Origin of the sequence: Bradyrhizobium sp. R2.2-H (assembly GCF_004346455.1) — a bacterium.
Classification (GTDB): Bacteria; Pseudomonadota; Alphaproteobacteria; order Rhizobiales; family Xanthobacteraceae; genus Bradyrhizobium; species Bradyrhizobium diversitatis.
The window spans coordinates 65,813-91,539 of the sequence record NZ_SMBR01000010.1 but is presented as its reverse complement, the minus strand read 5'-3'; the positions used below and the strand labels follow the sequence as shown (position 1 = coordinate 91,539).

Annotated in this window: 25 protein-coding genes; 11 read left to right on the top strand and 14 right to left on the bottom strand. The window is 64.5% G+C overall.

Annotated features, from left to right (window positions below; genetic code table 11):
- Positions 1 to 452: 452 nt before the first annotated feature.
- Positions 453 to 1,370, bottom strand: coding sequence for an NADP-dependent oxidoreductase (locus tag EDE08_RS25115; RefSeq protein ID WP_131871552.1), 918 nt, complete (start codon positions 1,368 to 1,370; stop codon positions 453 to 455).
- 450 nt (positions 1,371 to 1,820) lie between these two features.
- On the opposite strand from EDE08_RS25115, the gene EDE08_RS25110 reads away from it, so the two are divergent.
- Together EDE08_RS25110 and EDE08_RS25105 are read left to right on the top strand one after the other, a co-directional pair.
- The gene (locus EDE08_RS25110; RefSeq protein ID WP_061876673.1) at positions 1,821 to 2,435 is read left to right on the top strand and encodes a cupin; all 615 of its coding nucleotides are present in this window, start codon (positions 1,821 to 1,823) and stop codon (positions 2,433 to 2,435) included.
- A gap of 81 nt (positions 2,436 to 2,516) precedes the next feature.
- Positions 2,517 to 2,837 (top strand): low affinity iron permease family protein, encoded by a 321-nt coding sequence (locus tag EDE08_RS25105; RefSeq protein ID WP_131871553.1) that lies wholly within the window; start codon positions 2,517 to 2,519, stop codon positions 2,835 to 2,837.
- Positions 2,838 to 2,857: 20 nt separating this feature from the next.
- On the opposite strand, the gene EDE08_RS25100 is transcribed toward EDE08_RS25105, so the two are convergent.
- Positions 2,858 to 3,559: a Crp/Fnr family transcriptional regulator gene (locus tag EDE08_RS25100; RefSeq protein WP_131871554.1), complete on the bottom strand. Its 702-nt coding sequence runs from the start codon at positions 3,557 to 3,559 to the stop codon at positions 2,858 to 2,860.
- Positions 3,560 to 3,576: 17 nt separating this feature from the next.
- The gene (locus EDE08_RS25095; protein ID WP_131871555.1) at positions 3,577 to 3,816 is read right to left on the bottom strand and encodes a hypothetical protein; all 240 of its coding nucleotides are present in this window, start codon (positions 3,814 to 3,816) and stop codon (positions 3,577 to 3,579) included.
- A gap of 157 nt (positions 3,817 to 3,973) precedes the next feature.
- Here EDE08_RS25095 and EDE08_RS25090 point away from each other — a divergent pair, with 157 nt between their 5' ends.
- A complete protein-coding gene (locus EDE08_RS25090) occupies positions 3,974 to 4,711 on the top strand; it encodes a Crp/Fnr family transcriptional regulator (RefSeq protein ID WP_131871556.1) in 738 nt (245 codons plus the stop codon).
- A gap of 111 nt (positions 4,712 to 4,822) precedes the next feature.
- Here the strand turns inward: EDE08_RS25090 and EDE08_RS25085 are convergent, their stop codons facing one another.
- From EDE08_RS25085 to lptF, 9 genes are all read right to left on the bottom strand, one after another.
- Complete coding sequence (locus EDE08_RS25085) at positions 4,823 to 5,542, bottom strand: Crp/Fnr family transcriptional regulator (protein ID WP_131871557.1); 720 nt, start codon at positions 5,540 to 5,542, stop codon at positions 4,823 to 4,825.
- Positions 5,543 to 5,783: 241 nt separating this feature from the next.
- Entirely contained in the window at positions 5,784 to 6,005 is a 222-nt protein-coding gene (locus EDE08_RS25080) for a hypothetical protein (protein ID WP_131871621.1), read from the bottom strand.
- Positions 6,006 to 6,079: 74 nt separating this feature from the next.
- A complete protein-coding gene (locus EDE08_RS25075; protein ID WP_131871558.1) occupies positions 6,080 to 7,138 on the bottom strand; it encodes an alcohol dehydrogenase in 1,059 nt (352 codons plus the stop codon).
- A gap of 25 nt (positions 7,139 to 7,163) precedes the next feature.
- The gene (gene rsmA, locus EDE08_RS25070; RefSeq protein WP_131871559.1) at positions 7,164 to 8,018 is read right to left on the bottom strand and encodes a 16S rRNA (adenine(1518)-N(6)/adenine(1519)-N(6))-dimethyltransferase RsmA; all 855 of its coding nucleotides are present in this window, start codon (positions 8,016 to 8,018) and stop codon (positions 7,164 to 7,166) included.
- A complete protein-coding gene (gene pdxA / locus EDE08_RS25065; RefSeq protein ID WP_131871560.1) occupies positions 8,018 to 9,067 on the bottom strand; it encodes a 4-hydroxythreonine-4-phosphate dehydrogenase PdxA in 1,050 nt (349 codons plus the stop codon). Before pdxA ends, rsmA begins: the two co-directional genes overlap by 1 nt.
- Positions 9,067 to 10,002 (bottom strand): SurA N-terminal domain-containing protein, encoded by a 936-nt coding sequence (locus EDE08_RS25060; RefSeq protein WP_131871561.1) that lies wholly within the window; start codon positions 10,000 to 10,002, stop codon positions 9,067 to 9,069. Before EDE08_RS25060 ends, pdxA begins: the two co-directional genes overlap by 1 nt.
- 61 nt (positions 10,003 to 10,063) lie before the next feature.
- On the bottom strand, positions 10,064 to 12,508 hold the full coding sequence (locus tag EDE08_RS25055; RefSeq protein WP_245524884.1) for an LPS-assembly protein LptD: 2,445 nt from the start codon (positions 12,506 to 12,508) through the stop codon (positions 10,064 to 10,066).
- A 44-nt stretch (positions 12,509 to 12,552) separates the two neighbouring features.
- Positions 12,553 to 13,650 (bottom strand): LPS export ABC transporter permease LptG, encoded by a 1,098-nt coding sequence (lptG, locus tag EDE08_RS25050; protein WP_131871563.1) that lies wholly within the window; start codon positions 13,648 to 13,650, stop codon positions 12,553 to 12,555.
- Positions 13,647 to 14,816, bottom strand: coding sequence for an LPS export ABC transporter permease LptF (gene lptF / locus EDE08_RS25045; protein WP_131871564.1), 1,170 nt, complete (start codon positions 14,814 to 14,816; stop codon positions 13,647 to 13,649). Before lptF ends, lptG begins: the two co-directional genes overlap by 4 nt.
- 339 nt (positions 14,817 to 15,155) lie before the next feature.
- Here lptF and EDE08_RS25040 point away from each other — a divergent pair, with 339 nt between their 5' ends.
- The 3 genes from EDE08_RS25040 to EDE08_RS25030 all read left to right on the top strand — a co-directional run bounded on the left by EDE08_RS25040 (position 15,156) and on the right by EDE08_RS25030 (position 17,768).
- Entirely contained in the window at positions 15,156 to 16,655 is a 1,500-nt protein-coding gene (locus tag EDE08_RS25040) for a leucyl aminopeptidase (protein ID WP_131871565.1), read from the top strand.
- A 6-nt stretch (positions 16,656 to 16,661) separates the two neighbouring features.
- On the top strand, positions 16,662 to 17,114 hold the full coding sequence (locus EDE08_RS25035; protein WP_131871566.1) for a DNA polymerase III subunit chi: 453 nt from the start codon (positions 16,662 to 16,664) through the stop codon (positions 17,112 to 17,114).
- Between the two features lie 165 nt (positions 17,115 to 17,279).
- Positions 17,280 to 17,768 carry a hypothetical protein gene (locus EDE08_RS25030; RefSeq protein ID WP_165936178.1) on the top strand — a complete coding sequence of 163 codons (489 nt, stop codon included), beginning with the start codon at positions 17,280 to 17,282 and terminating at the stop codon, positions 17,766 to 17,768.
- Between the two features lie 10 nt (positions 17,769 to 17,778).
- Here EDE08_RS25030 and EDE08_RS25025 read toward each other — a convergent pair whose 3' ends face one another.
- On the bottom strand, positions 17,779 to 18,702 hold the full coding sequence (locus EDE08_RS25025; RefSeq protein ID WP_245524883.1) for a class I SAM-dependent methyltransferase: 924 nt from the start codon (positions 18,700 to 18,702) through the stop codon (positions 17,779 to 17,781).
- Positions 18,703 to 18,956: 254 nt separating this feature from the next.
- Between EDE08_RS25025 and EDE08_RS25020 the strand changes: the two genes are divergently transcribed.
- The 5 genes from EDE08_RS25020 (at position 18,957) to EDE08_RS25000 (ending at position 24,668) form a co-directional block, all read left to right on the top strand.
- The gene (locus EDE08_RS25020; protein WP_131871568.1) at positions 18,957 to 19,259 is read left to right on the top strand and encodes a DUF485 domain-containing protein; all 303 of its coding nucleotides are present in this window, start codon (positions 18,957 to 18,959) and stop codon (positions 19,257 to 19,259) included.
- Complete coding sequence (locus EDE08_RS25015; RefSeq protein ID WP_131871569.1) at positions 19,256 to 20,947, top strand: cation acetate symporter; 1,692 nt, start codon at positions 19,256 to 19,258, stop codon at positions 20,945 to 20,947. The genes EDE08_RS25020 and EDE08_RS25015 overlap by 4 nt, the downstream gene beginning before the upstream one ends.
- A 113-nt stretch (positions 20,948 to 21,060) precedes the next feature.
- Positions 21,061 to 22,863 carry a putative nucleotidyltransferase substrate binding domain-containing protein gene (locus tag EDE08_RS25010; RefSeq protein WP_131871570.1) on the top strand — a complete coding sequence of 601 codons (1,803 nt, stop codon included), beginning with the start codon at positions 21,061 to 21,063 and terminating at the stop codon, positions 22,861 to 22,863.
- A 1-nt stretch (position 22,864) separates the two neighbouring features.
- Entirely contained in the window at positions 22,865 to 23,536 is a 672-nt protein-coding gene (locus EDE08_RS25005; protein WP_131871571.1) for a 3'-5' exonuclease, read from the top strand.
- Positions 23,537 to 23,702: 166 nt separating this feature from the next.
- On the top strand, positions 23,703 to 24,668 hold the full coding sequence (locus EDE08_RS25000) for a tripartite tricarboxylate transporter substrate-binding protein (protein ID WP_131871572.1): 966 nt from the start codon (positions 23,703 to 23,705) through the stop codon (positions 24,666 to 24,668).
- Between the two features lie 43 nt (positions 24,669 to 24,711).
- Here the strand turns inward: EDE08_RS25000 and EDE08_RS24995 are convergent, their stop codons facing one another.
- A complete protein-coding gene (locus EDE08_RS24995; protein WP_131871573.1) occupies positions 24,712 to 25,611 on the bottom strand; it encodes an AraC family transcriptional regulator in 900 nt (299 codons plus the stop codon).
- Positions 25,612 to 25,727 lie beyond the last annotated feature (116 nt).

Genomic DNA, 25,727 nt, shown 5'->3' with positions numbered 1-25,727 from the left:
TCGCGAACCGCAATTGCGCGGAGGCAGAAATGTCGTCTCGCAATACCTTTCGCCGGTGCCGCCGACGCCTATGATCAGGCGGTGCTTGCTTTCTGGGCGAAGCATTCGCGACAGCTCGTAGCAACCTGTGTTTCACGTCGTCTGGATCGTGCTTCAATGCGGTCCGCAGCTCAGCCGGAATGTGGCGAGGTGATCGAATGAAACGCCGCGAATTCATCACGCTTCTCGGAGGCACTGCTGCAGCATGGCCAGTAGCCTCAGCATCGAAGTGATTTTCGACGTACTGGATTGCGTCGTTCTTCCACCCGTGCGAGTTCTCGCGCAACGCGAGTTGCCAAAGAGCGTTCCGTATCTCCATCACCGCAGTTTGTGGCCCCTCGCGGACATTTTCTCAACGTTCGGCCGAGCCGGACAGGGCCGGCCGGCCGCGTGCATCCACGGGCGTGCGTCGTTCAGGGGCGAACGCGAATGATCGTATTTCCCTTGCGTCGCGTAGTCGGATTCAAGGCGGCAGCGGCGCCGTCGAGGGTCGAAACTTTCCCGATGTTCGTCCGCAGTCGTCCATCCCGCACCCGTTGGACGATCTCACTCAGTTGGGCCCGGTCGGCCTCGACGACAAAGTCGACCGCCAGACCGTCGGCGGGCCGTGCCTCGGCCGGCCCCACGATGGACACCAGCGTTCCTCCAGATCGAAGCAGGCCGACGGATCGCTTCTGGATGTCACCGCCGATAACATCGAACACCAGATCGACCTTGCCGACGTCGTTCAGGGCGTCGTTGTCGAGGTCGACGAACTCCTTAGCGCCGAAGTCGAGCACCGTCTGACGGTCGGCGGCGCGTCCGGTGCCGATGACGTGGGCGCCGGCCTCTCGTGCGAGTTGCGTCACCATCGAACCGACTGCGCCGGCCGCGCCGTGTGCGAGGACGCTCTGCCCCGCCTTGAGACGGCCGTGCTGGAACAGCCCTTGCCATGCGGTTAGGCCCGAGACCGGCAGGCTCGCGCCCACCGTGAAGTCGACGTCACCCGGCAGCGGCGCGAGGTTGCGTGCCTCAACCGCCACGTACTCGGCCAGCGTGCCGTCGCGATACCAGTCCGTGAGGCCGAATACCCGCTGCCCCACCGATAGCCCTGTCGTGCCATATCCGAGAGCGCTAACCACTCCAGCCAGATCGTGTCCTGGGATCGACGGCGTTCGGTCACGCGCGAGGCGATCGGTCCAGGTCGAGGGCCACGTGAGTTCGGTCGGAACAAATCCGGACGCATGAACCTGAACAACGACGTCGTTTATCGATGCCATCGGATCGCGCCGGTTCACCAGCTTCAAGCCGGCCGTTCCCGCGGCCTGTTCCGTTACGACGATCGCCTTCATGGGAATTATCTCCTCGGTCCTTGTCTGGTACAACTGTTGCAGCGAGTGCCAATGCGCCGGCTATCCACACGCCGAGGCGGCGTGGCAGAGTTGTCCGGGTGTCTGCGATCTGCTCGTCTGCTTTGACCGGGGCTCCCAACTAAGACTGACGATCGGGAGCGCTCCGGTCGTGGTACTAGCGAATAGATGCGTTGCGCCTCGTCACGAGAACAGTACCAGGATTGTGAATTTTGGCTGTACCAAGCGCGAGGGCTGCCCTCCGCGTCCGCTCTTGCCGGCTGCTCCCAATGGGCGTGACGCATCTTACGACGTCGCTCTCGTACAAGCGAAACTGGCCCGCCCAGGAGCTCAGCCCGTGGGAGGGGAGTGAGCCCTTGCTCCCGATCAAGCGCCGTTCCACCTCGAAACTTCTCGCCTCCGCCGTCGTTGAATCGCGACCGAGGAGCAGGCATGCCGGTCAAGGATCAGATCAAGAACTTTGCCAGGAAGCTCGTGGAGGAGCATCCCGACGCGGCGACGCTGCGCGCGCTGGTGCGGGCGCGGAAACCGACTGCCATCCATTTTCGCGACGATGGCATCGTGCCGAACAATCCGAAACTGCCGGCGCTGCTTTATCGCGGGGCGGTGAAGCTGAAGGGCCGGCGTTTTCCGCCGGAGGTCATCATCGACACGCTGTTCGCCACGAACGGCTGGGCCCGGTCGTGGCGCGACACCGTGTACGATTTCGTCCACTACCATTCGCAGATCCATGAAGTGATGGGCGTGGCGCGCGGCACGGCCAGGATCGAGTGCGGCGGCATCAAGGGCCGCATCCTCAATGTGAAAGCCGGTGACGTTCTGGTTCTACCCGCGGGCACGGGCCACCGGCTGATCGAGTCCGGCCGGGACTTTCTGGTCGTCGGAGCCTACCCGCAGGACGGCACGTACGACGAGTGCACCGACACGCGGGAGCGGACTGACGCGATCAAGCGCATCGCCAAGGTCCGCAAGCCGAAGACGGATCCTGTGCTGGGGGCCGGCGGTCCGCTGCTCAGACACTGGCGGCCGCATTCCTCGCGATCCTAGAGGGCGACCTTAGAGGGGCGACTTGGCCAGCGCATCTTCAGCTTCCGCGGGAACGCCGGCGGCCTACGCGAGTTGCCGCACATGTCCCTTCCGAAGTCAAAGGGTTGGCTCACCGAGATCGGCGTCGCCACCTCGCGCCCGGCCGCGTTCGCCGTTTATGTGGTCTATTGCATCGCCTGGATCACGGTGGGCAACGGACTCGAATGGCACTCGTTCGCGACGCTGGCGACATGGGGCATGACGCTGGTGATCCAGCGCGCCGAGCACCGCGACACCCAGGCGATTCACGCCAAGCTGGACGAGCTGCTCAAGGTGGCCGGCCGCGACCATGTCATGAAGGTCGACGACGAAGACGCCGAGGAGGTCGAATCCGAGCGGGAGGAGATTCGACGTACGAGCTAGCGCCATGTGTGGCACCGCGCTCAGCACAGATAATCGGGCCTGAAATCCGCGAGCTTGCGCAGTTCGTCGGGCTGCAGCAGCTCGATCTCGCTGCCCTCCCATGCAATCAGCCCGCGATGCCTCAGCTCCTGGATGGTACGATTGACGTGGACGATCGAGAGCCCGCAGGCGTCCGCAACGTGCCGCTGGGTCATCGGAATCTGGAAACTGCCGTCCCTGACAAGGCCGACGACCTCCAGCCTCGCGGCAAGTTCGCAGATGAGATGCGCCACCTTGGGCAGCGCTGACTGCGCGCCGAGGCGCGCGATCCATTGTCGCGAGATCGCCGCGTCGATCAGCGTCTCGCGCCAGAAGGCGCGGGTCAGGTGGATCGAGCCGTCGAGAAGCTGGCGCAGCTGGCTGTGCGCGACGGTGCCGACGATGGTCGGGCCGAGCCCGACGAGGTCCGCATCCAGCGGCGAGACCAGCAGCGTGTGCAGGCACGGCATGTCGCCGGGAACGTGGAAGGCGAGGATCTGGCTGCGATCGCCGACGATGCGGGCCTGGTAGAGGAAGCCGCTGACGACGAAGACGCAGCGTGAAGCGGTCTCACCCTGGCGCAGCACGATCTCGCCGTCCGCGACCTGGCGCAGCGTGGACGACAAGCCTGCGATCTGCCGGCGTTCGTCCTCGGACAGGCCTTCGATCGCCTGGAGACGCGCGATGAACTTCGGATGCGGCATGAGCCTCGCGTGCTGCTTCAGACGTCTCGCGGCACCGACGCCGCGACGAAGCGCTGCGAGAGTTTTGCGAGGGTCCCGTCGGAGACCGGCACGGAGCGGAACTCGCGGATGGCGCGGGCGAGTTCCTGATCGGACATTGGCCGGACCGGCTCTTTCAACGTGCCCGCGACCAAAGCATCGCGGATGCTGTCGAGGTGCTCGCTCGCATCTGACGCGAATAGCCTGCGGATGCGCTCCAGGATGGTCGTAGGGCTCATGAAGGGACGGCTCTTTTGCGGTCGAGGAGGTGGGTTGGATGCGACTTGGTGCGGCGGCAAACCCGTTAGCAACCCATGCTTCCGACCAGCGTTCTAGTCCGCTGAACCCAAGCCGGACGTATCATTTGATAGAACCGGCGCGATTTTTGGCGGCCCCATGGAAAAAGCCCACGACGTATTGATCCGCAACCTTTCCGAACATACCGCTCTGGCAGAGGAGGACATCGCGGAAATCCGGGCGCTCACCTTCACGCTGCGCGATCTGGGGCCCAACGAGGATTTCATCCGTCAGGGCGACGAACCCGAACATTCGGTGCTGGTCGTCTCCGGCATGGTCGCGCGCTACCACCTGCTCGGGAGCGGGCGGCGGCAGTACCTCGCGTTCCATCTCACCGGCGACCTTCCGGATGCGCAGGGGCTGTTCATCGACCAGATGGACCACGGATTGAGCGCGCTGGGGCCGGCCTCAGTCGCCTTCATCCCGCATCGCGAATTGTTCATCGCCTTCCGGCGGCGGCCAACCTTTGCGCTGGCCGTGTGGCGCGAGACTCTGCTCGACGCGGCGATCTTTCGCGAGGCCATCACCAACAACAGCGCCAGGCCGATGCAGGCGCGCATGGCGCACCTGTTCTGCGAGCTGTTCTACCGCGCCCGCGCGGCGGATCTGGTCCGCGGCAATCGCTGCCGCGTGCCGATCAGCTTGGCCCAGCTCGGCGAGACGCTTGGCATGGCGATCGCGACGGTGAACCGGACGCTCGCCGACCTCAGGCGAAGCGGCGCCATGGACCTGCGCGACGGGGAGCTGATCGTGCTGAAATGGCGCGAGCTGCAGCGGCTCGGAGATTTTAGTCCGGTCTATCTGCACCTGAAGCGGCAGTCGCCGCCGCTTGCGTGAGCCGGAGGCACTATAGCGCGATGCGATCAGGATGAATCGTCATCGCGCTTTCGGTTGTTGTTTAAGCACGATCTTTTCGGAAAACCGCTGCGTACTTTCCCGGATCATGCTTTAGCCCTCGGCGGCTGCCGCTGCGCCCCGCACCTCGTCGAAATACTTGTTCACCCAGTCGTTGCAACAGCAGGCTCTTGCTTCGAGTGCCGATGCGTCGAGGATCAGGATGGCGCCGCGGCGGGTCGCGAGGATGCGCCTCGCCTTGAACATCTGGATGACACGGCTGGCATAGCTGCGGGAGACGCCGAGCATGCCGGCGAGCTGCTCGTGGGTGAGAGGGATCTCGGCTCCGCCGATATGTTCCTGTGCGGAGATGATCCACTTGGCGGCGCGCTGCTCGATCGAATGCGCAGCGTTGCAGGCCGCGGTCTGCAGCAGCTGCGCGAACTGGCAGTCGGCATAGCGTAAGAAGACCTCCTGGAGCGTAGCCGACCTCTGCTGCGCCTGCTCGAGCGCGCGCAGCGGCAGCCGGACCAGGGTGCCGCCGAGCTTCACGACGATGCGCGAATAGGCGAGCGAAGGCGTGCGGCCGGGGGCAATGCCCACCGCACCTTCACGTCCCACCAGCAGGCTTTCGACCTCGCGATCGTCCTCGACCGGCACCGCGAAGGACACGAGCGCGGGACCGCAGGGGAAATGAACCGCTGCGACGTCGTCGCCGGCGTGATGCAGGATGTGGCTCGCCTCGAGTTCGACCGGCTGGAGGTAAGGCGCGAGCAGTTCGAAATCCTGGTGATTGAGCTGCCGGAGCAGATCGTTCTGGGGCCGACCGGTCACAATGTGTTCTCTTGGCGGGCCGGGAATCGGCGCCAGCGGGAAACCTACGTTTCCGCGGCGGAACCGACGGTTCCAAAGTGCACACAACGGACGTTCGGACGTGGAAAATTAGAGCACATCGTCGCGGGCTTCAGCGCAGGGCAATCGCATATGAGATGTGGCTATGGGCACCGGCTGTCTCCGCAGCGTCAAGCCCGGGCATGACCACCTCTGCAATGTTCAAATGCGATTGCCCTGGGCCTCAGCGGGCTGGACGGCAGCGAGGATTGTCAGCCGCGGCGCGGTAGGCATCGATCGCCCTGTTCGCGAGCATCAACTGCCGGCGTTCACCGGTTCGAAGCTGGGCTTCGATGGCATCGAGCAGGAAATTCGCGCTCGCGTCGGGCGAGCCGAGCTCGCCGCTCTTTTCCAGGCAGCTCCAGGCGATGAAGAATGCGCTTTCAACGGTGCAACGGATCGACATGCGCTGCCAACGCAGCGCAGCCGAAGGCGTTCCGTGCGGCGGGCCAGACTTGCGTCGTGCTCGCCGCGCTTCCGTCAGTTCTTCAGCACGATGCGGCCGACAACCTTGCCGGCACGCAGTTCGTCGATCCATTTCTGGACGTCGCCCATCGGCTCCTCGCGCATCGGCGTCGGCTTGATCTTGCCGGCGCGGGCGAGCGCCATCAGCTCGTGGGCCTCGGCCAGCGTGCCGACCATGAAACCCTCGATGGTCATGCGCTTGTAGACCCATTGCACCATGGGCAGCGTGAACTGGCCGCCCATCAGGCCGGAGACGACGATCTTGCCGCCGCGCGCGGCGACCGCAACCGCGAACGCCATCGACTTCTCGTTGCCGGCGAAATCCACGATCTCGTCGAAGCCGCCCTCGGTCTCCTTGAGGATGCGCTTGATGACGTCAGGCTCGGCCGGGTCATAGGCAAAGGCCGCGCCGTTCTTGAGCGCGGTCTCGCGCGCGGCCGGCGAGAGGTCGGCGACCGTGATCGGCTGCTTGAACATCGCCTGGGCGAACGACAGGCCCATCATGCCGACGCCGCCGAGGCCGATCAGCAGCAGGTTGCGCTGGCGCGGGCGGTCGACCAGGCGCTTGAGCGCGCCGTAGGCGGTGACGCCGGAGCACATCAAGGTCGCGGCCTGGTTGACGGGAAGGGGATCGTAATCGAGCAGATATTTCGCGTCGGGCACAAGCACGTGGGTGGCGAAGCCGCCGTCGATGGAGACGCCGAGGAAGCGCTGCTTGACGCAGAGGTTCTCGTCGCCGTTCAGGCAATCGCGGCACTGGCCACAGCCGATCCACGGGAAAACGGCTTTCTTGGCACCGACGAGGCTGGCCGCGACGTCCGGGCCGACTTCGTCGACGACGCCGGCGATCTCGTGGCCGAGCGTGAAAGGCAGTGTCATGCCGCGCGTGGTGTCGAGCTTCTTGCCGCCGCCGAGATCGGCATAGCCGTCCTGGATGTGCAGGTCGGAATGGCAGAGGCCGCAGCGCTCGATGCGCACCAGCACTTCGCGGCCCTGCGGCTTGGGCGTGTCCACGATGGTCTCGCAAAGCGGCGCATCGAACTTGACCAGGGATTGCCGACGCATCAACGCCATATTCCTTCCTCCGAAATTCTGATTGTCAGGCTTCGCTGCGTATATCGGCCAATTCACGCGCCATGGCAACAAAGCCTGGAATCGGGATGGTCTCGGCGCGCCGCGTCGCATCGACGCCGGCTGCCTGCGCAAGCCGCGCGGGATCAACACCCAGTGATTTCAGGCTCTGCCGCAGCATCTTGCGGCGCTGCCCGAAGGCTGCGGCAGCGACCTGCTCGAGCAGTTTTCGGTCACATGGAAGCGGCTCTGCGCGCGGTATCAGGCGCACGACGGAGGAGGTGACCTTCGGCGGCGGCACGAAGGCGGACGGCGCAATGTCGAACAGGATCCTGGTCTCGCAGCGCCAGTTGGCGAGCACGCCGAGCCGGCCATAGGCCTCCTCGTCCTCGCGCGCCACGATGCGCTCGCCGACCTCGCGCTGGAACATCAGGACCATCATCTCGTACCAGGGCGGCCAGGGCTCGATGGTGAGCCAGTTGATGAGAAGCTGGGTCGCGATGTTGTAGGGCAGGTTGGCGACGATTTTCGCACGTTCGCCCGAGAGCAGCGGGCGCGGATCGAAGGTCATGGCGTCGCCATGCACGATATCGAGCCGCCCGGGATAGCGCGCCGAAATATCCTGCAAGGCCGGGATCGCGCGCTCGTCATGCTCGATGGCGATGACGCGCCGGGCGCCGAGCGCGAGCAGCGCGCGCGTCAGCCCGCCGGGGCCGGGGCCGATCTCGACGATGGTCGCCTCGTCCAGCGGCGCGGCCGCGCGTGCGATGCGCGCGGTCAGGTTGAGGTCGAGCAGGAAGTTCTGACCGAGCGATTTCCTGGCCGACAGCGCATGCTCGCGAATGACCTCGCGCAGCGGCGGGAGGTCGTCGATCGCGCCCATCAGCTGATGGAAGCGGCCATGCGGCGCGCAAGCTTGAGCGCGGCGATCAGGCTCGCCGGATTGGCCTTGGCCGTGCCGGCGATGTCGAAGGCGGTGCCGTGATCGGGCGAGGTGCGGATGAAGGGCAGGCCGAGGGTGACGTTGACGGCATCGTCGAAGGCGACCGTCTTGATCGGGATCAACGCCTGGTCGTGATACATGCAGACCGCACAATCATAGGTCTGTCGCGCAGCCTCATGGAACATGGTGTCGGCGGGCAGCGGGCCCCTGGCCTCGATGCCCTCGTTGCGCAGTACTTTCAGCGCGGGGGCGATGACGGTCTGTTCCTCGTGGCCGAGCGATCCGTCTTCGCCGGCATGCGGATTGAGGCCGGAGACCGCGATGCGCGGCTTTGCGATGCCAAAGCGGGATTTCAGTGCGGTGGTGAGGATCCGTACGGTCGAGACGATCAGCGCGCTGGTGAGCTCTCCCAGCGCATCGCGCATCGAGACGTGGATGGTCACGGGTACCACGGCGAGCTGTGGCGACCACAGCATCATCACCGGCTGCGGCACACGGCCGTTCTCCGCGGCAAGCTCGGCGAGGAATTCGGTGTGGCCGGGATGGCGGAATCCGGCGCGGTAGAGCACGCTCTTGGCGATCGGGTTGGTGACGATGGCGCCGGCGCGACCCGCGCGCACATCGACGACTGCCTGCCGGATCGAGGCGAGCGCGGCCGGCGCGCTGGATGCGTCAGGCTTGCCGGGCTCGGCGGTCGCGCGCTCGCCGGTCGCGACCACGGGCAGGGCATCAGTGAAGGCGGAAGCGGCCTCGCTGGGGCTCACCGCGGCGATCCTGATATCGGCGCCGAGCGCCTTGGCGCGCTGCGCGATCAGCGCCTCGTCGCCGAGCAGGTAGAAGGCGGGCAGGTTCAGCTCACGGCGCCTGAGCCAAGCCGCGACCGTGATGTCGGGGCCGATGCCGGCGGGCTCTCCCAGGGTCAGGGCAAGGGGCTTGGCTGCGGACTCGGCTGCGGATTTGGCGGAAGGCTCTAGGAGGGACTTGGCCATCAGCGATTGCGATATTCGATCATCGCGGCCTTGCGGAGGTCATCGAGATAGGCCTTCTGGGTCTTCTCGTACTTCTCCTGATACATCTTCTCGCGGACCTCGCGCTTCTTCGGCGTGTCGATCATGGTCGGCTTGCGCGAGCACAGCACCACCATCTCGATGCCCGCCTTGGTCACCTCGGGCGCGGTCAGATGGCCGATCGGGGTGTCGTCGAGCACCTTGCGCAGCGGTTCGGGCAGCTCCGCGGTGGTCTTGGTGACGGTGTCGCGGATGGTGGCGTTCGGCGTCGAGCGGAACAGCGAATTGGCCTCCTCGCAGCTCCCGACGCGCGCGCGATAGGTCTCGGCTTCCTTCTTCCGCGTTTCCAGGAACGCAGCGGACGAGCCGCGGGGCACGATCAGCACGATCGGCTGCATCTTGTATTCGGTGCCCTCGACCTGAAGCTTCTCGCCGGTCTGGGCCTGCACGGCCTGCGCGACGTCGCGCTCGCCGACCTGGAGGCGCTCCTTGTAGCGGCCGCGCACGAGGCTGGTCCAGACCATCTCGGCCTTCATGCGGCCTTTCAAGGTCTCGGGTCGGACGCCCTTGGATTCGAGGGACTTGGTGAGCTGATCCGGCGTGATGCGCATGCGCTGCGCCATGCCTTCATAGGATTGGTTGATGTCGGAGACGCCTGGGTCGACACCGTACTTCTTGCCCTCCTTGAGCTTCACCTTGTCGTCGATCAGCTCGTTGATGACCTCCTGCCGGCTTGGGGTCTTCTGCGTCGTCAGCTGGTCCAGCTTGGAGCGCTGCTCGATGTCGAAATCGGTGATCGGATCGCCGTTGACCATGACGACGATGTTCTGCGCGTGCGACGGCGAGGGCAGGGCGGTCAGCATCAGCCCCGCACCGAGGGCGAGAAGGAGGCGGAAGAAAGTCGATGGGATCGTCATGATGTCGCTCGCAGATCAACCGCGTCGTGATGAGGCATACGCGGCCGGCACTTCAAACCGTTCACTGGAGGCCGGTGGGACCGCTGGTCGTCGACGAGTTCGCCAGCGTGCGCAGGCCGATTTGGAACATGAACGCGTGGCTCAGCACGGGCGGTGCGGTGCCCGCCGAATAGCTATACGAAGTTACATAGTTCGCCGCCAGCACGAAGCAATCGTCGACATAGCCGGCCCCGACCACATACTGGTTGATTTTGTTGGCCTCGAGGTCCCAGCGCGCCGAGCCCGACACCACCCAGTTGGTCGCGATCTTCAGCGAGCCCGTGGTCAGGATGCCCTCGCGGCGGGTCAGATAGCCGAGTTCCGGCTGGGCCGCGTAGTTTCCGTACAGCATGCTGACCGACCAGCGGTTGAAGTTGGCGCGGCCTTCCGCCTCGAAGCGCTGCACGTTCCAGGTCTGCTCGTCCATGCGGGAGCGGACGCTGAACGTGTAGGTGCTGTTGGGCGAATAGCTGGCGCTCGCGACGTAATCGGACCGCGGCTTGTCGAGGCCGGAATCCAGGCCGGTATTGATGGTGTCCTGGACCGCGAAAGAGTTCAGGCCGAACAGCTGGTAGGACTGGCCGAACAGCACCTTGACGGCGCCGCCCTGGTCGAACTGCGTGGTGGACTGCACGCCGACATTGGCGCGGCCGCCGCCCTCGACGCGGTCGTAGCCGGAGAACTTGTCCACGCTGAACAGGTTCGAGGCGTCGAACACCATGCTCTGGGCGTCCTCGTTCGGCAGCTTGCCGGCATAGGTCTCGTTCGGGCGGATGATGATCTGAGCGATCGGCTCGACGGTGGTCGAGCCCCAGGGCTGGATGTTGATGAACGGATAGCGGTACTCCAGGCCTACGGTCGGCATCAGGCGGAACGCCTGGGTGTCGCCGACGGGCAGGTAGTTCGACACGCCAGGCTGGTTGGAGACCGAGGAGTTGATCGCGTCGGCGCGCAGGCTGGCGAACGGCGTCCAGATCTGGCCGAGCGGATCGGTGAAGGATTTGCGCCACTGCGCCTCCGCCGTGAGGCGGGTGTAGGTGCCGGGGAAGCCGCGCAGCAGGCACTGCGAGGGCGTACGGGCCAGCGGATCGGCCGACGCCGTGGTGCACAGGCTGCTGGTGTTGGCGACCGTCGTGATCGGATCGAACACCGCATCGTCACGCGACAGGTTCACGAAATTGGTCTTGTAGCTGAACTCGCCGCCGAACACCGGATAGTTGAGCACGTTGGAGTAGTCGATCACCGGATAGACGATCGGCACCTGGCTCTGGTTGCCCGAATAGCTCAGCCAGTACATCGTGCGCGCATCGAAGAAGCTGCGGTTGCCGACGCCGGTCAAATAGAGCTGCGACAGCGCTTCCGTCGGCAGCAGCAGGAACGAGCCGAGCGGGTCGCGGTACTGATAGAGCCGGTAGTCCGAGAAGAAATAATAGTCGGACATCAGGACGCCGTCCCAGCCCCAGACCCATTTGTCGTTCAATGCGAACTGACCCTTGGTGTCGACGGCGCCGCGGAACTCGCGGTCGCCGGGTAGCCCGGCAAACGCTCCGGGATCGAGCTGGTTGATGCCGTACGCGCGGATCTGGTAGGCGCCGTCGATCAGGCGCTGTCGGAATTCGCCCTGCAGCAGCACGCCTTGCCGCGACAGGATGCGCGGGGTGAAGGTTGCGTCCATGTCGGGCGCGATCGCCCAATAATAGGGAACCTCGACGCCATAGCCCGTGTTGTCCGTGCCGGAAATATAACCCGGGATCAGGAAGCCGCTCTTCCGCTTCACGGTCGGGTCGGGCGTCGAGAAATAGGGCATGTAGGCGAGCGGCACGCCGAAGAATTCGAGCTGTGCGGTCTCGAAATACAGCATCTTCTCCTGCTGGTCGTGGATGATGCGCGCACCCTTGACCTGCCACAATGGCGGCTTCTTCGGATCGTCCTTGCACGGCGCGCAGGCCGTGTAGACGCCGTTCTCGAACACCGTGTAGTTGCCGCTGGAGCGGTCGGCGCGGCTCGCGGCCATGCGGGTCTGGTCGGCCGTGTCCACGCGCAGCGAATCGACGAAACCGTCGCGGTAATCGTCGGAGAGGTCCAGGATCTCGGCATAGGTGATCTTGCCGTCGGCATCCGTCATGCGGATGTTGCCTTCGGCATGAAGCCGCTTGGTCTTCTGGTCGTAGATGACCCGGTCGGCCTCGACGCTGGTGCCGTTGTAGAACAGCTGGACGTTACCAACCGCGGAGACGCGCGAATTGTTGTAGTCGTAGTCGACCTCGGTCGCCTGAACCAGCATCTGGTTGTCGTTGGCGACCCTCTGCGGCTTCGGACGCGGCGGCAGCGGATTGTAGGTGAAGCTCTGGGCGCTGGCCGGCGCCACGGTGGCAGCGCCGATCAGCCCGCCGAGCGAGGCGGCAGCGGCGACAGCGAGCAGGAGCCTGCGAATGGACCAGCCGCACCCGTCCGCACGCACCAACATGCGCCGCGTCAAACGAGACACGAGCCCTCGGTGGACGGCAGTCACTATCCGTCCTCCTGATAGAGCAAGGCCAAAAAGCCGGTGAGGCCGCCCACCACAACGGGCAACCACGCCGCAGCGATCGGATGCATCAACTCAGCCTTGCTCAAATCCTCAGTTACTTTCGACAGAACGTAGAGCAGAAAGCCTGCGCCCACGCCACTCAAAACCATCTTCTGCACGCCGCCCATCCGGAAGAAGCGCAACGACACGGAGGCCGCGAGCATCACCATGGCCGCAAGCAAAAACGGCTGTGCCAGAAGCTTCTGATACTGGAGTCGGTAACCGGCTGTCGCGAAGCCCGAGCTCTCGGAGGAGCGGATGTAGCTCGGTAGTTGCCAAAAAGACACAGTCTCGGGTGTGGAAAAGCTGTTGCGGACCTGCGCCTCGGTCAGCGTGGTGGGAATCTCCAGGCTGGCCTGCTCGATCGGCGGCGCGTCCAGCGAGAAGCGGCGGACGCCCTTGAACAGCCAACGGCCGGCCTCGAGCGTCGCCTCGCGCGCCTCGACCCGTTCCTTGAAGTGCTGGTCGGGGTCAAAGCGGAACAGCGTCAGCCCGGTCAGCCGGAGGCCCTGCTGCTCGCTGCGCGCGGCATTGATGATGGTCTGGCCGTCGCTGGTCTTCTGGTTGAGCCAGAAGCCGGAGGCGTCCTGGATGCCGCCGCCGGGCGCCGAGCCGAACAGCTCGGCTTCCATGCGCTTGGAGGCTTCGCGCAAATTGGCCGACATCGGATTGTAGGCGACGGTGGCGATCACCCCGATCAAGAGCGCGCTGCCGAGCGCCGGCGAGATGAACTGCCATGCGGAGATGCCGGCGGCGCGCGCCACCACGAGCTCGAGCCGGCGGGAGAGGGCGAGATAGCAGGTCATGGCGCCGATCAGCATGCAGAACGGCGTCAGCTTCTCCAGCAGCTGCGGCACCCGGAACAGCGAGGTCTCGGCCACCATGATCGCGGAGGCGGAGGCGAGGCCCGAGGTCTTGCGCACCATCTCGATGTAGTCGACCAGCACCAGCAGCAGGAAGATGCTGGCGAACACGCCGAGCGCCGCCACCACGAAACGGCCGGCGAAATAGCGCCCGAGTGTGTTGGTGAGCATGCTCATGCGGCGGCCGGGCGTCCGAACAGCCGCGCGATCCGTGCGTTCGACCTGTTGATGGCCTCCATCAGGCCAGGGGGCGGCTCGACCACGAAGCCGCCGACGATCATCCACAGCCCGACGCCGATGGCGCCCATGACCATCGCGTATTGGGCCAGCACCGCGCCCGGAGATTTCACCGCCATCACCGAGCAGGCGAAGCCGGCCATGCGCAGGCCGAACACCGCGATGATCGAGGATCCGATCGAGAAATTGCGGCTCTGGCGGGTGGTGCGAGGCGCGCCCAGGAAGGCGAAGGTCAGTACCGCAAAGGCGAAGGGATAGACCGGCGCCAGGATGCTGTCGTGCAGGGCCGAGCGGAACTGGCCGGGGATCTGCTTGTAGACTGGATCGTCCTCGGACGGCGAGAACAGCTCCCAGAGATAGCGTTCACGGATGCCGAGGGTGACGTCGCGGCCCTGGCCCGAGAACTTCGACATGTCGAAGCCGTAGCGGCCGAAGGCCACCAGCGCGGGATCGCGCTTGCCCGCCTCGAAGCGCTGCAGATTGCCGGTCTCCAGCACCAGGAACGAGCCGGTCTCGTTCTTCACGACCTCGCCATGCTCGGCCACGATCGAGACGCGCTCGTTGGGATCGCGGCGGTCGTCGATGAAGATGCCGGCGAGGATGCCGCCGGGCAGGCGCTCGCGGATCCGGATCGTGAGGTTCTTGTCGAGCTGGGCGAAGCGGCCGGGCTGGAGGATGTTGGTGAGCACGTCCGCGGTGATCTCGGCGTCCCATTGCTTGATCCGCCGCATGCCGTCGGGGGCGAGATAGGCCGCGATGAAGGCAACCAGCAGCGCCACCACGCAGGTGGCATAGAAGAACGGATAGAACAGCCGGAACGGCGAGAAGCCGGCGGCATTCATCACGATGATCTCGGAATCGGTCGCGAGCTTGTTGAGCGTGTGCGAGATCGCGATCATCAGCGCGATCGGCGAGATGATCAGGACCAGGGCCGGGATGACCAGGCTGGTGATGCCGAGGAAGGTGAGGATGGTCTGACCCTGGCTCGTCATCAGGTCGATGCCGCGCAACGCCTGCGTAATCCAGATCACGCCGGTGAGGCTGACCAGGACCAGCGCAAACGACGCCAGCGTCGTGCGGAAAATATACCTATCGATCGACCCCATGCGCTACCGCACGAATCCCCATCAGCCCCGATGTCGACCAGAATTCCGGCTGTCCAACCAATCCCCGATCAGGGGATCCCCAAGGTTGGCCATCAGCTCTTCCGGTGGTTCACTTTCTCACTACCATCCCTTTGATCCGTCAACAAAATGGCTGCCCCGTGGCACCTTCAATATATGGTTAATATTTCGCTGGTTGTGGCCGGGCGGCCACGGCGGCGCTTGGCATCGGGCAGCCGGCTGGCCCATAGTAGGGCAAGCCCCAGTGAATCGCCGTTCAGCTTCGGCTGGGACCGGCGCCGCCGAACGGGCGAAAAGTTTCATGCATTAAAGGAGTTACCCATGTCCGATGCCATCAAGGTCGGCTTTGTCCCTTTGTCTGCCGCCCCCCGTGGCATCCTGGTGGTGTTCTGCGATGACGGCCTGAAGCTCGGTCCCGCGACGGCCAAGGCGCTGGGCGGCGCTGTCGATCTTGTGAAGCGTGCGGCGGCCGCCGCCGCCTTCAGAGGCAAGAGCGCGGCCGCGCTCGACATTCTGGCGCCGGAGGGCGTGAAGGCGACCCGGCTGATCGTGATCGGCGCCGGCAAAGCGACCGGCCTGAAGGCGAACGATTTCCTCAAATTCGGCGGGGTGGCCGCGAGCAAGCTGCCCTCCGGCACCAGCGCCATGACCATCATGGCCGAGCTGCCCGGCGGCGCGATGACGAGCGAGCAGGCGGTGGCGATCGCCTCGGGCCTTCGCTTACGCACCTACAAGTTCGACCGTTACAAGACGAAGAAGAAGGAGGGCGAGGAGGGCGGCTCGCGCGCCGACATCTCGCTTGCGGTGGGCGATGCCGGTGCTGCGAAGAAGGCGTTTGCCTCGGCCGCCCACGTCATCGACGGCGTGATCATCGCGCGCGACCTCGTCAACGAGCCGCCGAACGTGCTTTTCCCCGAAGAGTTCGCGCGCCGCGCCGGTCAGCTCCGCAAGCTCGGCGTCAAGGTCGAGGTGCTCGACGTCAAGGCGATGCAGAAGCTCGGCATGGGCGCACTGCTCGGCGTCGGCCAGGGCTCGGCGCGGCCGAGCCGCACCGTGATCATGCGCTGGGACGGGGCCAGGAAGGGCGAGGCACCGGTCGCTTTCGTCGGCAAGGGCGTCTGTTTCGACACCGGCGGCATCTCGATCAAGCCGGCCGGCAGCATGGAGGACATGAAGGGCGACATGGGGGGCGCGGCCTGCGTCGTCGGCCTGATGCATGCGCTCGCTGCGCGTAAAGCCAAGGTCAACGTCGTGGGCGCCATCGGCCTCGTCGAGAACATGCCCGACGGCAACGCCCAGCGGCCGGGCGACATCGTCACCTCGATGTCCGGTCAGACCATCGAGATCATCAATACCGACGCGGAGGGCCGCCTCGTGCTCGCCGACGTGCTCTGGTACGTCGCCAAGAAGATGAAGCCGAAATTCATGGTGGATCTGGCGACGCTGACCGGCGCGATCATGGTGGCGCTCGGCACCGAACACGCCGGCATGTTCTCCAACAATGACGAACTCGCCGACCGGCTGCTCGTGGCCGGCGTCGAGAGTGGGGAGAAGGTCTGGCGGATGCCGCTCGGCCCCGAATACGACAAGCTGATCGATTCCCAGTTTGCCGACATGAAGAACACCGGCGGCCGCCATGGCGGCTCGATCACTGCGGCGCAGTTCCTCCAGCGCTTCGTCGACGGCACGCCCTGGGCGCATCTCGACATCGCAGGCACCGCCATGGGCGCGCCGAAGACCGACATCAACCAGAGCTGGGGAAGCGGTTACGGCGTCCGCCTGCTCGATCGCCTGGTCTCCGATCATTACGAGCGCAAATGACCCGAGATGACTGAAGTATTGTTCTACCATCTGCAAAACATGACGGTGGAGAATGTGTTGCCGCCGCTTCTCGAGAAATCGCTCGAGCGCGGCTGGCGCGTCGTGGTGCAGTCGAACTCGGAGGAACGCGCCGATGCGCTCGATTCGCATTTGTGGACCTATCGCGACGATTCCTTCCTGCCGCACGCGACGTGGCGGGTGAACGACGTCGCCGATCAGCCGATCGTGCTGGCGATCGAGGGGGGCAATCCCAACGGTGCCAATGTCCGCTTCCTGATCGACAATGCCGTACTGCCGGAGGACTCGCAGGGCTATGAGCGCATGGTCCTGCTGTTCGACGGCGACGATCCGGATGCGCTTGCGCTCGCCCGCGCGGCCTGGACCGATTGCAAGGCGCGGGGATTTGATGTCACCTACTGGCAGGCCGACGAGCGGGGCCGGTGGCAGAAGCGGAATTAGCGGCCGTCGGCAATTAATGATAATTTGCAGTTTGTGAACGATGCTGGCTTCGGCCACCTTCGTGCCGCAAAGGGATGTTGGGACAATCGTTTAGGGCTGGTCCTTCAGGCGGGGAATTAGTTTATCGTGCGACATCAAAAGCTTCCCGGCTCGCTCATGATTGCGTTGGCCGCCGTAGCACCGCTGCTCGCGGGCTGCTCGGGGACCGATCTGCTGTCGAAGGACGCAGAATGGTTCCAGAAGCCGGGCCGTCTCTTCATCAAGAACATCTCGATCGAATCGCCGCCGCTCACGCCTGACAAGCCGGTGGGAGCCGAGGACCTCGTCAGCGCCGACGGCGCCTGTCCGGGCATGGCCCCGCCTCCCGGGCCCGCCGACGCCAATGCGTCGACGACGGCCCCCGCACCGATGGGCGGCACGGTCGCGCTCGGGCATACCGAGTGCGACGTGGTGCGCGGCATCGGCGCGCCTTCGAACGTCAACCTGTCCACCGACGCCATCGGCCGACGCGTCGCCGTCGTGACCTGGACCACCGGCCCGCGCGCGGGCATCTACACGTTCACCTCCGGCCGCCTGTCCTCGATCGAGGGCAATCCCGAGCCGCAACCGGTGCCGAGGGCGGCCAAGCCGAAGTCGAAGAAGGCGGCGACGTAAGGGCCGCGCGTCACGCGGCTTTTCGCCCTTTGATCGCCGTCGCCCAGGCGTGGACCGTGATCGCTCCCGTCGCGCTTGCCGGAAGTCTGTCTTGCAGCCGGCGTTTCAACTCGGCGCTCTCTGCATCGGACAGCTTTCCCACGACGCCGGTCGGACTGCTCACGACCATCGACAGCCAATAATCGTCGAAGTTCGCAAACGTCCGCTCGACGACGAGTTCGCGGGTTTCGACATCGCGGAGGCCCAGCTCTACCCAGAGTGCCTTCAAGGCCGCAAAACGCGAGATATCCGCGCTCGGCGGACGCGCCGTCGGCTGGCCCATGGCATCCAGTTCCTCCCACAAGGGCTGTGTCGGCGTGCCACCGCGCGTGATGTCCCAGGTGTAGGACGCGACCATGCCGCCGGGCTTGGTCACGCGCACCAATTCGGCCGCACCTTTTTTGGGATCGGGCACGAAAAACAGCACCAGCGCCATGATAGCCGCATCGAAGCGCGCATCGTCGTAGGGAAGCGCCAATGCATCGCCAACCGAAAGCTCGACCTGCTTCGCCGATATCCGTTGCTGTGCCGCTGCGATCTGAGCTTCGGACGGATCGATCGCGCTCACGTGCGAGGGAGCAGCTCCGGCGAGGATCATCTCCGTGAACGCGCCGTTTCCGCAGCCGACGTCGACCCACGACAGACTTGGTCTCAGCGCCAGCCAATCCAGGAAAATTGCCCCGGCCGATCGGCTCCAGGGCGCCATGAAGCGTTCGTAAGCTGCGCCGTCGGTGAACTTGATCGGTTCGGGTGTCGACATTTGAGCTATCCCTTCATCATTCCCTTGCTTGCAGATCGCTTGGGCTGGAAATCGCTTGAGCTGGAAATTGCTTGGGCAGAAAATGCCGATCGTCCTCGATCGTGGAGCCGGGTCATCCGCGATGCGCTGATGCAAATTCCGTCCAGCCTAATCCCAAATGCGCGGAAGCGACACGGGCCATTTGGCCGGCAGGCGCGGATAGTTCCCGAGCCATCGCCTCTCTGTCTCGCGTCGGACGCACGGACGGCCCTGCGGACACATCGCAGCGGGATCGATCGCTCTTGATCTGGATCATGGAGCCCGCTCGGCCGTCAGTGCAGGCTGGGACAACTCCCCGACAGAAGGGCTGCCGTCAGAATTTTCAGAGGAACATTCCAGGGATCATTGACGTGAGCAACCTCGCAAAGATTGAACGCGATCCGAATTACCAGGAGCTCGTGCGCCGGCGCTCGTCGCTGGGCTGGCTGCTGTCGGCGATCATGCTTGTCATCTATTTCGGCTTCATCCTGCTGGTGGCCTACGCTCCCAAGTTCCTGGGAATACCGCTGGGCACCGGCGTGACGACGATCGGTATTCCGATTGGACTGTCCGTCATCGTGCTCGCCTTCGTGCTGACGGGCATCTACGTCCGTCAGGCGAACTCCAGCTACGACGTGCTCATCCGCAAAATCGTCGAGGAGAACCGCTCGTGAAGAAATTCACCTGGCTACCGGTCATTCTGCTCGCAAGCATTCCCACCATCGCGCTCGCGGCCGGCGCGGTCGAGGGCGGCTCGAAGCAGGCGACCAACTGGGCGGCGATCGGCATGTTCGTCGGGTTCGTCGGCCTGACGCTCGTCATCACCTATTGGGCCGCCAAGCGGACCGCGTCGGCTGCGGATTTCTACTCGGCCGGCGGCGGAATCACGGGATTCCAGAACGGACTTGCGATCGCAGGCGACTACATGTCGGCGGCGTCGTTCCTCGGCATATCGGGTCTCGTCTACACCTCCGGCTACGACGGCCTGATCTACTCCGTCGGCTGGCTCGTGGGATGGCCGATCGTCACCTTCCTGATCGCCGAGCAGTTGCGCAATCTCGGAAAGTTCACCTTTGCCGACGTCACCTCATTTCGCCTCGGGCAGACCGAGATCCGGATTCTGGCGGCGTGCGGCTCGCTGGTGACCGTTGCATTCTACCTGATCGCGCAGATGGTCGGGGCCGGCAAGCTGATCCAGCTGTTGTTCGGTCTTGATTACTGGATCGCAGTCGTCCTGGTCGGGGGACTGATGATGATCTACGTGACGTTCGGTGGAATGAAGGCGACGACGTGGGTGCAGATCATCAAGGCGGTGCTGTTGCTCTCGGGAGCGACGTTCATGGCCGGCGCCGTTCTCTACAAGTTCGGGTTCAGTCCGGAAGCGCTGTTCGCCAAGGCAACCGAAGTGCATCCCAAGAAGCTCGCGATCATGGAGCCCGGCACCCTGATCTCCAATCCGCTCTCCGCTGTCTCGCTCGGCCTGGCGCTGATGTTCGGAACGGCGGGCCTGCCTCACATCCTGATGCGCTTCTTCACCGTGAAGGACGCCCAGGCCGCCCGTAAGTCGGTTTTCTACGCCACGGGTTTCATCGGCTATTTCTACATCCTGACCTTCATCATCGGCTTCGGCGCGATCACGCTGGTTTCGACCGATGCGATGTTCCTGGACGGGAGCATCCTCGAGAAGACCAAGAGCGGAATCGCGGCGATCAAGGGCGGCTCCAACATGGCGGCGATTCACCTCGCGAATGCCGTGGGCGGCAATCTGTTCCTTGGCTTCATTTCGGCCGTCGCCTTCGCCACGATCCTGGCCGTCGTATCAGGGCTGGCTCTGGCGGGGGCATCGTCCATCAGCCACGATCTCTACGGCATGGTGATCAAGGGCGGCAACGCGAATGAGCAGGACGAGATCCGCGTGTCGAAGATCGCGACACTGGTGCTTGGCGTACTTGCGATCGTCCTCGGCATCGTGTTCGAGAACCAGAACGTCGCCTTCATGGTCGGCCTTGCTTTCGCCATCGCGGCGTCCTGCAATTTCCCCGTGCTGGTGACGTCGATCTTCTGGAAGGGCCTGACGACTCGGGGAGCCGTGGTCGGCGGCTTCCTCGGTCTGATTAGCGCGGTCGTGGGCGTGGTGCTCTCGCCGGCAGTCTGGGAGGTGACGCTTGGCTTCGCCAAGGGCTCCGCGCCCATCAAGCTGGACAATCCGGCGCTGTTCTCGATGGCCATCGCCTTTGCGGGGATCTGGCTGGTCTCGATCCTGGATCGCAGCAAGCGTGCCGCGGCCGATCGCGACGGCTTCGATGCGCAATATGTCCGGTCCCAGACCGGTATCGGAGCTGCCTCAGCGACGGCTCACTGAATGAGGGTCCAAGGACACCGCCTCTGCACCGGCCGGGTCAGCTCGCCCCCGCCGGTGCGACTCGTTAGATGGTCGACCGGCGGGTGGATCGTCCGCATCTTCGAAAGGTCGAAATGCCGAAGGCGTTCGATATCAGCAACCCGCCGTTCGATCGTCTGACGTCGAACGAGGCCGAGACGTTGCGGGCCGCGCTCGACATCGCCTACTTCAGTCCGGGAGAAGCGATCATCCGGCGGGACGCTCCGGCGGAGGCGCTCTATGTCGTGATCAAGGGCATCGTCGAGGAGCGGAGCGATGTCGACCTGCTCGCATTGCTCGGCCCCAAGGACACGTTCGACAGTCGCGCGCTCGTTCACGATCACAGCGGCCACCAGTTCTTCGCCCGCGACGAGACGCTCTGCTATGTGATCCCCAGGAAGGTCGCCCTCGATCTGATCAAGGTAAATCCGCGCTTTGCCGCGTTCTTTTACCGCGAGATATCCCAGAAGCTGGACGAGCTCGCCAACGACGAGGAGGCGGGACGTTACGGCTCGTTGATGCATGCCAAGGTCGGTGAATTGTTCCTGCATCCGCCGGTGTTTCTGGCCGCCAGCGACACGATCGAGACCGCCGGTCACCTGATGCGCGAGATCAACAGCAATGCGCTGTTCGTCCGGGACGGCGAGCGCATCGGCATCGTCACAGGCATGAATCTGTCCAAGGCGGTGGTGCTGAGGCGCCTGTCGATCCAGACCCCGGTGGGCACGCTCGCGAACTACGACATCGTGTCCTTGCGACGTGACGATTTCGTCTCCTCGGCTCTCCTGCTGATGACCAAGCACAACAAGCGGCGACTTGTCGTGCGCGAGGATGAGGAATTCGTCGGAATTCTGGAGGAGATCGACCTTCTGGGATTTCTGGCCGGAAGTGCCCAGATCACCGCCGGCCGTATCGATCGCGCCTCGAGCCGGCAGGACCTTGCCACCGCAGCGCGCGAGATCGAGACGCAAACGCGCGTGCTACGGCGGCAAGGCGTCAAGGTGGAGGTCATTGCGGAGATCGTCTCCGATCTCAACCGGCGCCTGCTGTCGCGATTGTTTGACATGCTCGCGCCGGCCAAGCTGCGCACCGGCAGCTGTCTGATCGTGATGGGAAGCGAGGGGCGGGGGGAGCAGACCGTACGGACCGATCAGGACAACGGGCTCATCCTGGCCGGCCCGGTGCAGGGTGAGATCCTGGAGGCGTTCCGCCGCGACTTCTTCGCCGCTCTCGAGAGCTTCGGCTTTCCACCCTGTCCCGGCGACATCATGGTGCGCAATCCGGCATGGTCCAGGCCGCTCTCCGAATATCTCGCAGACCTGCGCCGCTGGATCGTGCTTCCGGACCAGGCCGGGCACATGAATGTGGCTATCATCTACGATGCCCAGGTGATCGCGGGCGATGAGCAACTCCTGGACGACGCCAAGACGGCGCTGATCGATATGACCCGGGGCGAGCAGGCGTTCATGGCCCACTTTGCGCGCGCGGTCGACGCGTTCGAGACGCCGATCGGTCTCTTCAACAATTTGATCACGTCCGAGGGGACGGGAGACGCGCTCGACCTCAAGAAAGGTGGCATCTTTCCGATCGTGCACGGCGTTCGCAGCCTGGCGCTCGAACAGGGGCTGCAGGAGACTTCGACTGACAAGCGCATCTCGCGGCTATGTGAGCTCGGCGTGCTGCAAGCGGATTTTGGACGCGACCTGAAACAGGCCTTCCGGTTCCTGCTGATGCTTCGGCTCGACGGCCAGCTGGCCGCCTCCGCCGGCGCATCGGGGACACTGGTGCGACCGGCGCAGCTATCCAGCATGGAACGCCACCTCCTGCGTGATACGCTCCAGGTGGTGAAGAAGTTTCGCGAGATCGTCGGTCATCATTTCAAGTTGGGCATGTTCTAGAATGCTGCCTCGCGCGATCAAGCGGCTGTTGCACCAAGCGACCCTGAGCGACCAATCCTACCGCTTCATGTTCGGCCGTGCGCCTGACGACGAGTTCGTCGTCATCGATTGCGAGACCACCGGTCTGAACGTGCGAACGGACGACGTTGTCGCGATCGCCGCGATCAAGATCCGCGGCAGTCGGATTTTGACCAGCGAGCGTTTCGAAGCCATCGTCCACCCTGACAGGGAGCTCGGGGCGGAGGCGATCAGAATTCACCACTTGCGCCGGTCCGACGTCGAAGCGGCGCCGATCGTCTGGAAGGTGCTGCCGAGCTTTCTGCACTTCATCGGGCCGCGCCCGTTGATCGGCTACTATGTCGATTTCGACATCGCCATGCTGAACAAGTACATCCTGCCGCTGGTGGGCATTGAGCTGCCCAACGAACGCATCGAAGTGTCGCGGCTTTACTACGACCGCAAATACGGCGACGCGCCGCCAAACACCTCGGTCGACCTGTCATTCGCTGCGATGCTGCGCGACCTCTGCATTCCGCCGCTCGGACAGCATGATGCCTTCAACGACGCATTGATGACCGCCATGATGTTCGTGCAATTGCGCGACCTGATCCGGCGCGGCGTGCGCATCGCGCGGCAACGGACCAGCCCCGTCTTCAATCCGACCGGGGCATGACACGGTGCCAGAGAGAGAGCTCGTCGCGAGCCTGCAGCTCAGAGCCTGCCGCTTTTCGCGCGTTGGCGGCGCGATCATGATCGTGATCGCCACACTGCTGATGAAGTCGCTTTCGTGATGGCCCGGAATGCGCTTTGATAGTGTGAACAACAATCCGGAGGAGACTATGCGGTTCATTGCCCTCGTATCGGCTCTGCTCTTGCCGTTTGGCGCGGCATTCGCGCAGGACTATCCGTCGAGAACCATCACCATGCTGGTTCCATTCGCCGCGGGCGGGCCGACCGACACCATCGCACGCCTGACCGCGGCAGGCATGGCGAAATCCCTGGGACAGCAGGTCATCGTCGAGAACGCGACCGGCGCCGGCGGCACCATCGGCACGACCCGCGCCGCGCGCGCCCAGCCGGACGGCTACACGCTGCTGATCCATCATGTCGGCATCTCGACTGCCGCTACGCTGTACCGCAATCTGAGCTATGACACCAAGACCGCCTTTGCGCCGATCGGGCTCGTGACCAACGCGCCGATGACCATCATCGCGCGTCCCGATTTCCCGGCTGACACGCTCAAGGAACTGGTCGCCTACGCCCAGCAGCAGGGCGACAAGCTGACTTACGCCAATGCCGGGCTCGGCGCCGCATCGCATCTGTGCGGCATGCTGTTCATGACGGCGATCCAGAAGCAGCTCACCACGGTGCCCTACAAGGGCAACGGTCCCATCATGAACGATCTGCTCGGCAAGCAGATCGATCTCACCTGCGATCAGGCCACCAACACCACCGGGCCGATCACGGCGAAGCAGGTCAAGGCCTACGCGATCACCACCAAGGAGCGGCTGAAGAGCCTGCCCGATCTGCCGACGGCCGACGAGGCCGGCCTCAAGGGTTTCGAGCTCGGCGTCTGGCACGGCATCTATGCGCCCAAGGGCACACCGCCGGCGGTCGTTCAGAAACTGACGGCGGCGCTCCAGACCGCTCTTAAGGATCCCGCCTTGATCGCACGGTTCAACGACATCAACACCGAGCCGGTCCCGCAGGACAAGGCGACGCCCGAGGCGCTGGGCGCGATGCTGACGAGTGAGATCGACCGCTGGGCGCCGATCATCAAGGCGGCGGGGCAGTATGCGGACTGAGTCCGGAGGTGCGACATTAAAATCAGATTGAGGAGATGCGCGATCAATTCGCCGACACGCTGCCGATTGTGCGCCTGATTTGACGGACGTCTCGGACCGGCGGCGCACCAAACTGCCGGACATATTCGCGACTGAATTGTGAGGCGCTTTCGTAACCTACTGCGAAGGCGACATCTGAAGCGGTTCGGTCACCGGAGAGGAGCAGTTGCCGCGCTTCCTGCAATCGAAGCTGCTTCTGATACTGGATCGGGCTTAGCCCCGTCAGTGCCACGAAATGGCGGTGTAGGCTGGCGCGGCTCATGCCGCTTGCCTCGCACAGGGCCTCGATCCGCAGCCGCGTGTTGTGGTGGTCGCGAATCCATTCGACCGCACGCCGGATCCGGCCAAGCGCCCCCTCGGGGCGTGCGATATGGCGCAGCAGGCGCCCCTGCGGTCCCTGCAAGAGACGATAGAGCAATTCCCGCTCCACCATCGGGGCCAGAACCGGAATGTCGCCCGGCGTGTCGAGCAAGGCCAATAGGCGCAGCAGCGTGTCGCGCAGCGGCGACGTCATCGGGTTGATGGCGATCCCGCTGCCGGGCGCGTCGGCATCGCGCACCGGCGGCATGGTGGAGGCGACCTCGGCCAGCAATGCGGGGTCGAGGACGAGCGACACCGCAACATAGGGGCGGCCGTCACCGGCATCGTGAATCTGGCCGCTCAGCGGCAGATCCAGCGCGCTGACGAGATATTGCGCGGAGTCGTAGCGCAACAGATTGTCGTGGATCGCCACATCCTTCGACCCCTGCAGGATGAAGCAGATCATCGAGCGGTACAGGCACGGCGACGTGCCGGAGGTCTTTTGCCCCACGCCGATCTCCAGTCGCGGAATCGGCGTGACGGTCATCCCCGACCGCGCGTGGCGCAGGGCGAGATCGAGATGCGGCTGGAGATGCTCGGTCATGAGCCTTCTATGGCATCGTTTTTCGAACGAGCAAAGACCTTGAGACAATCAGGCAATAGATTGAGAGCATTGGGCGGGCGGGGCGCTGTCCGGGCAGCCTATCTGGTTGGCATCGG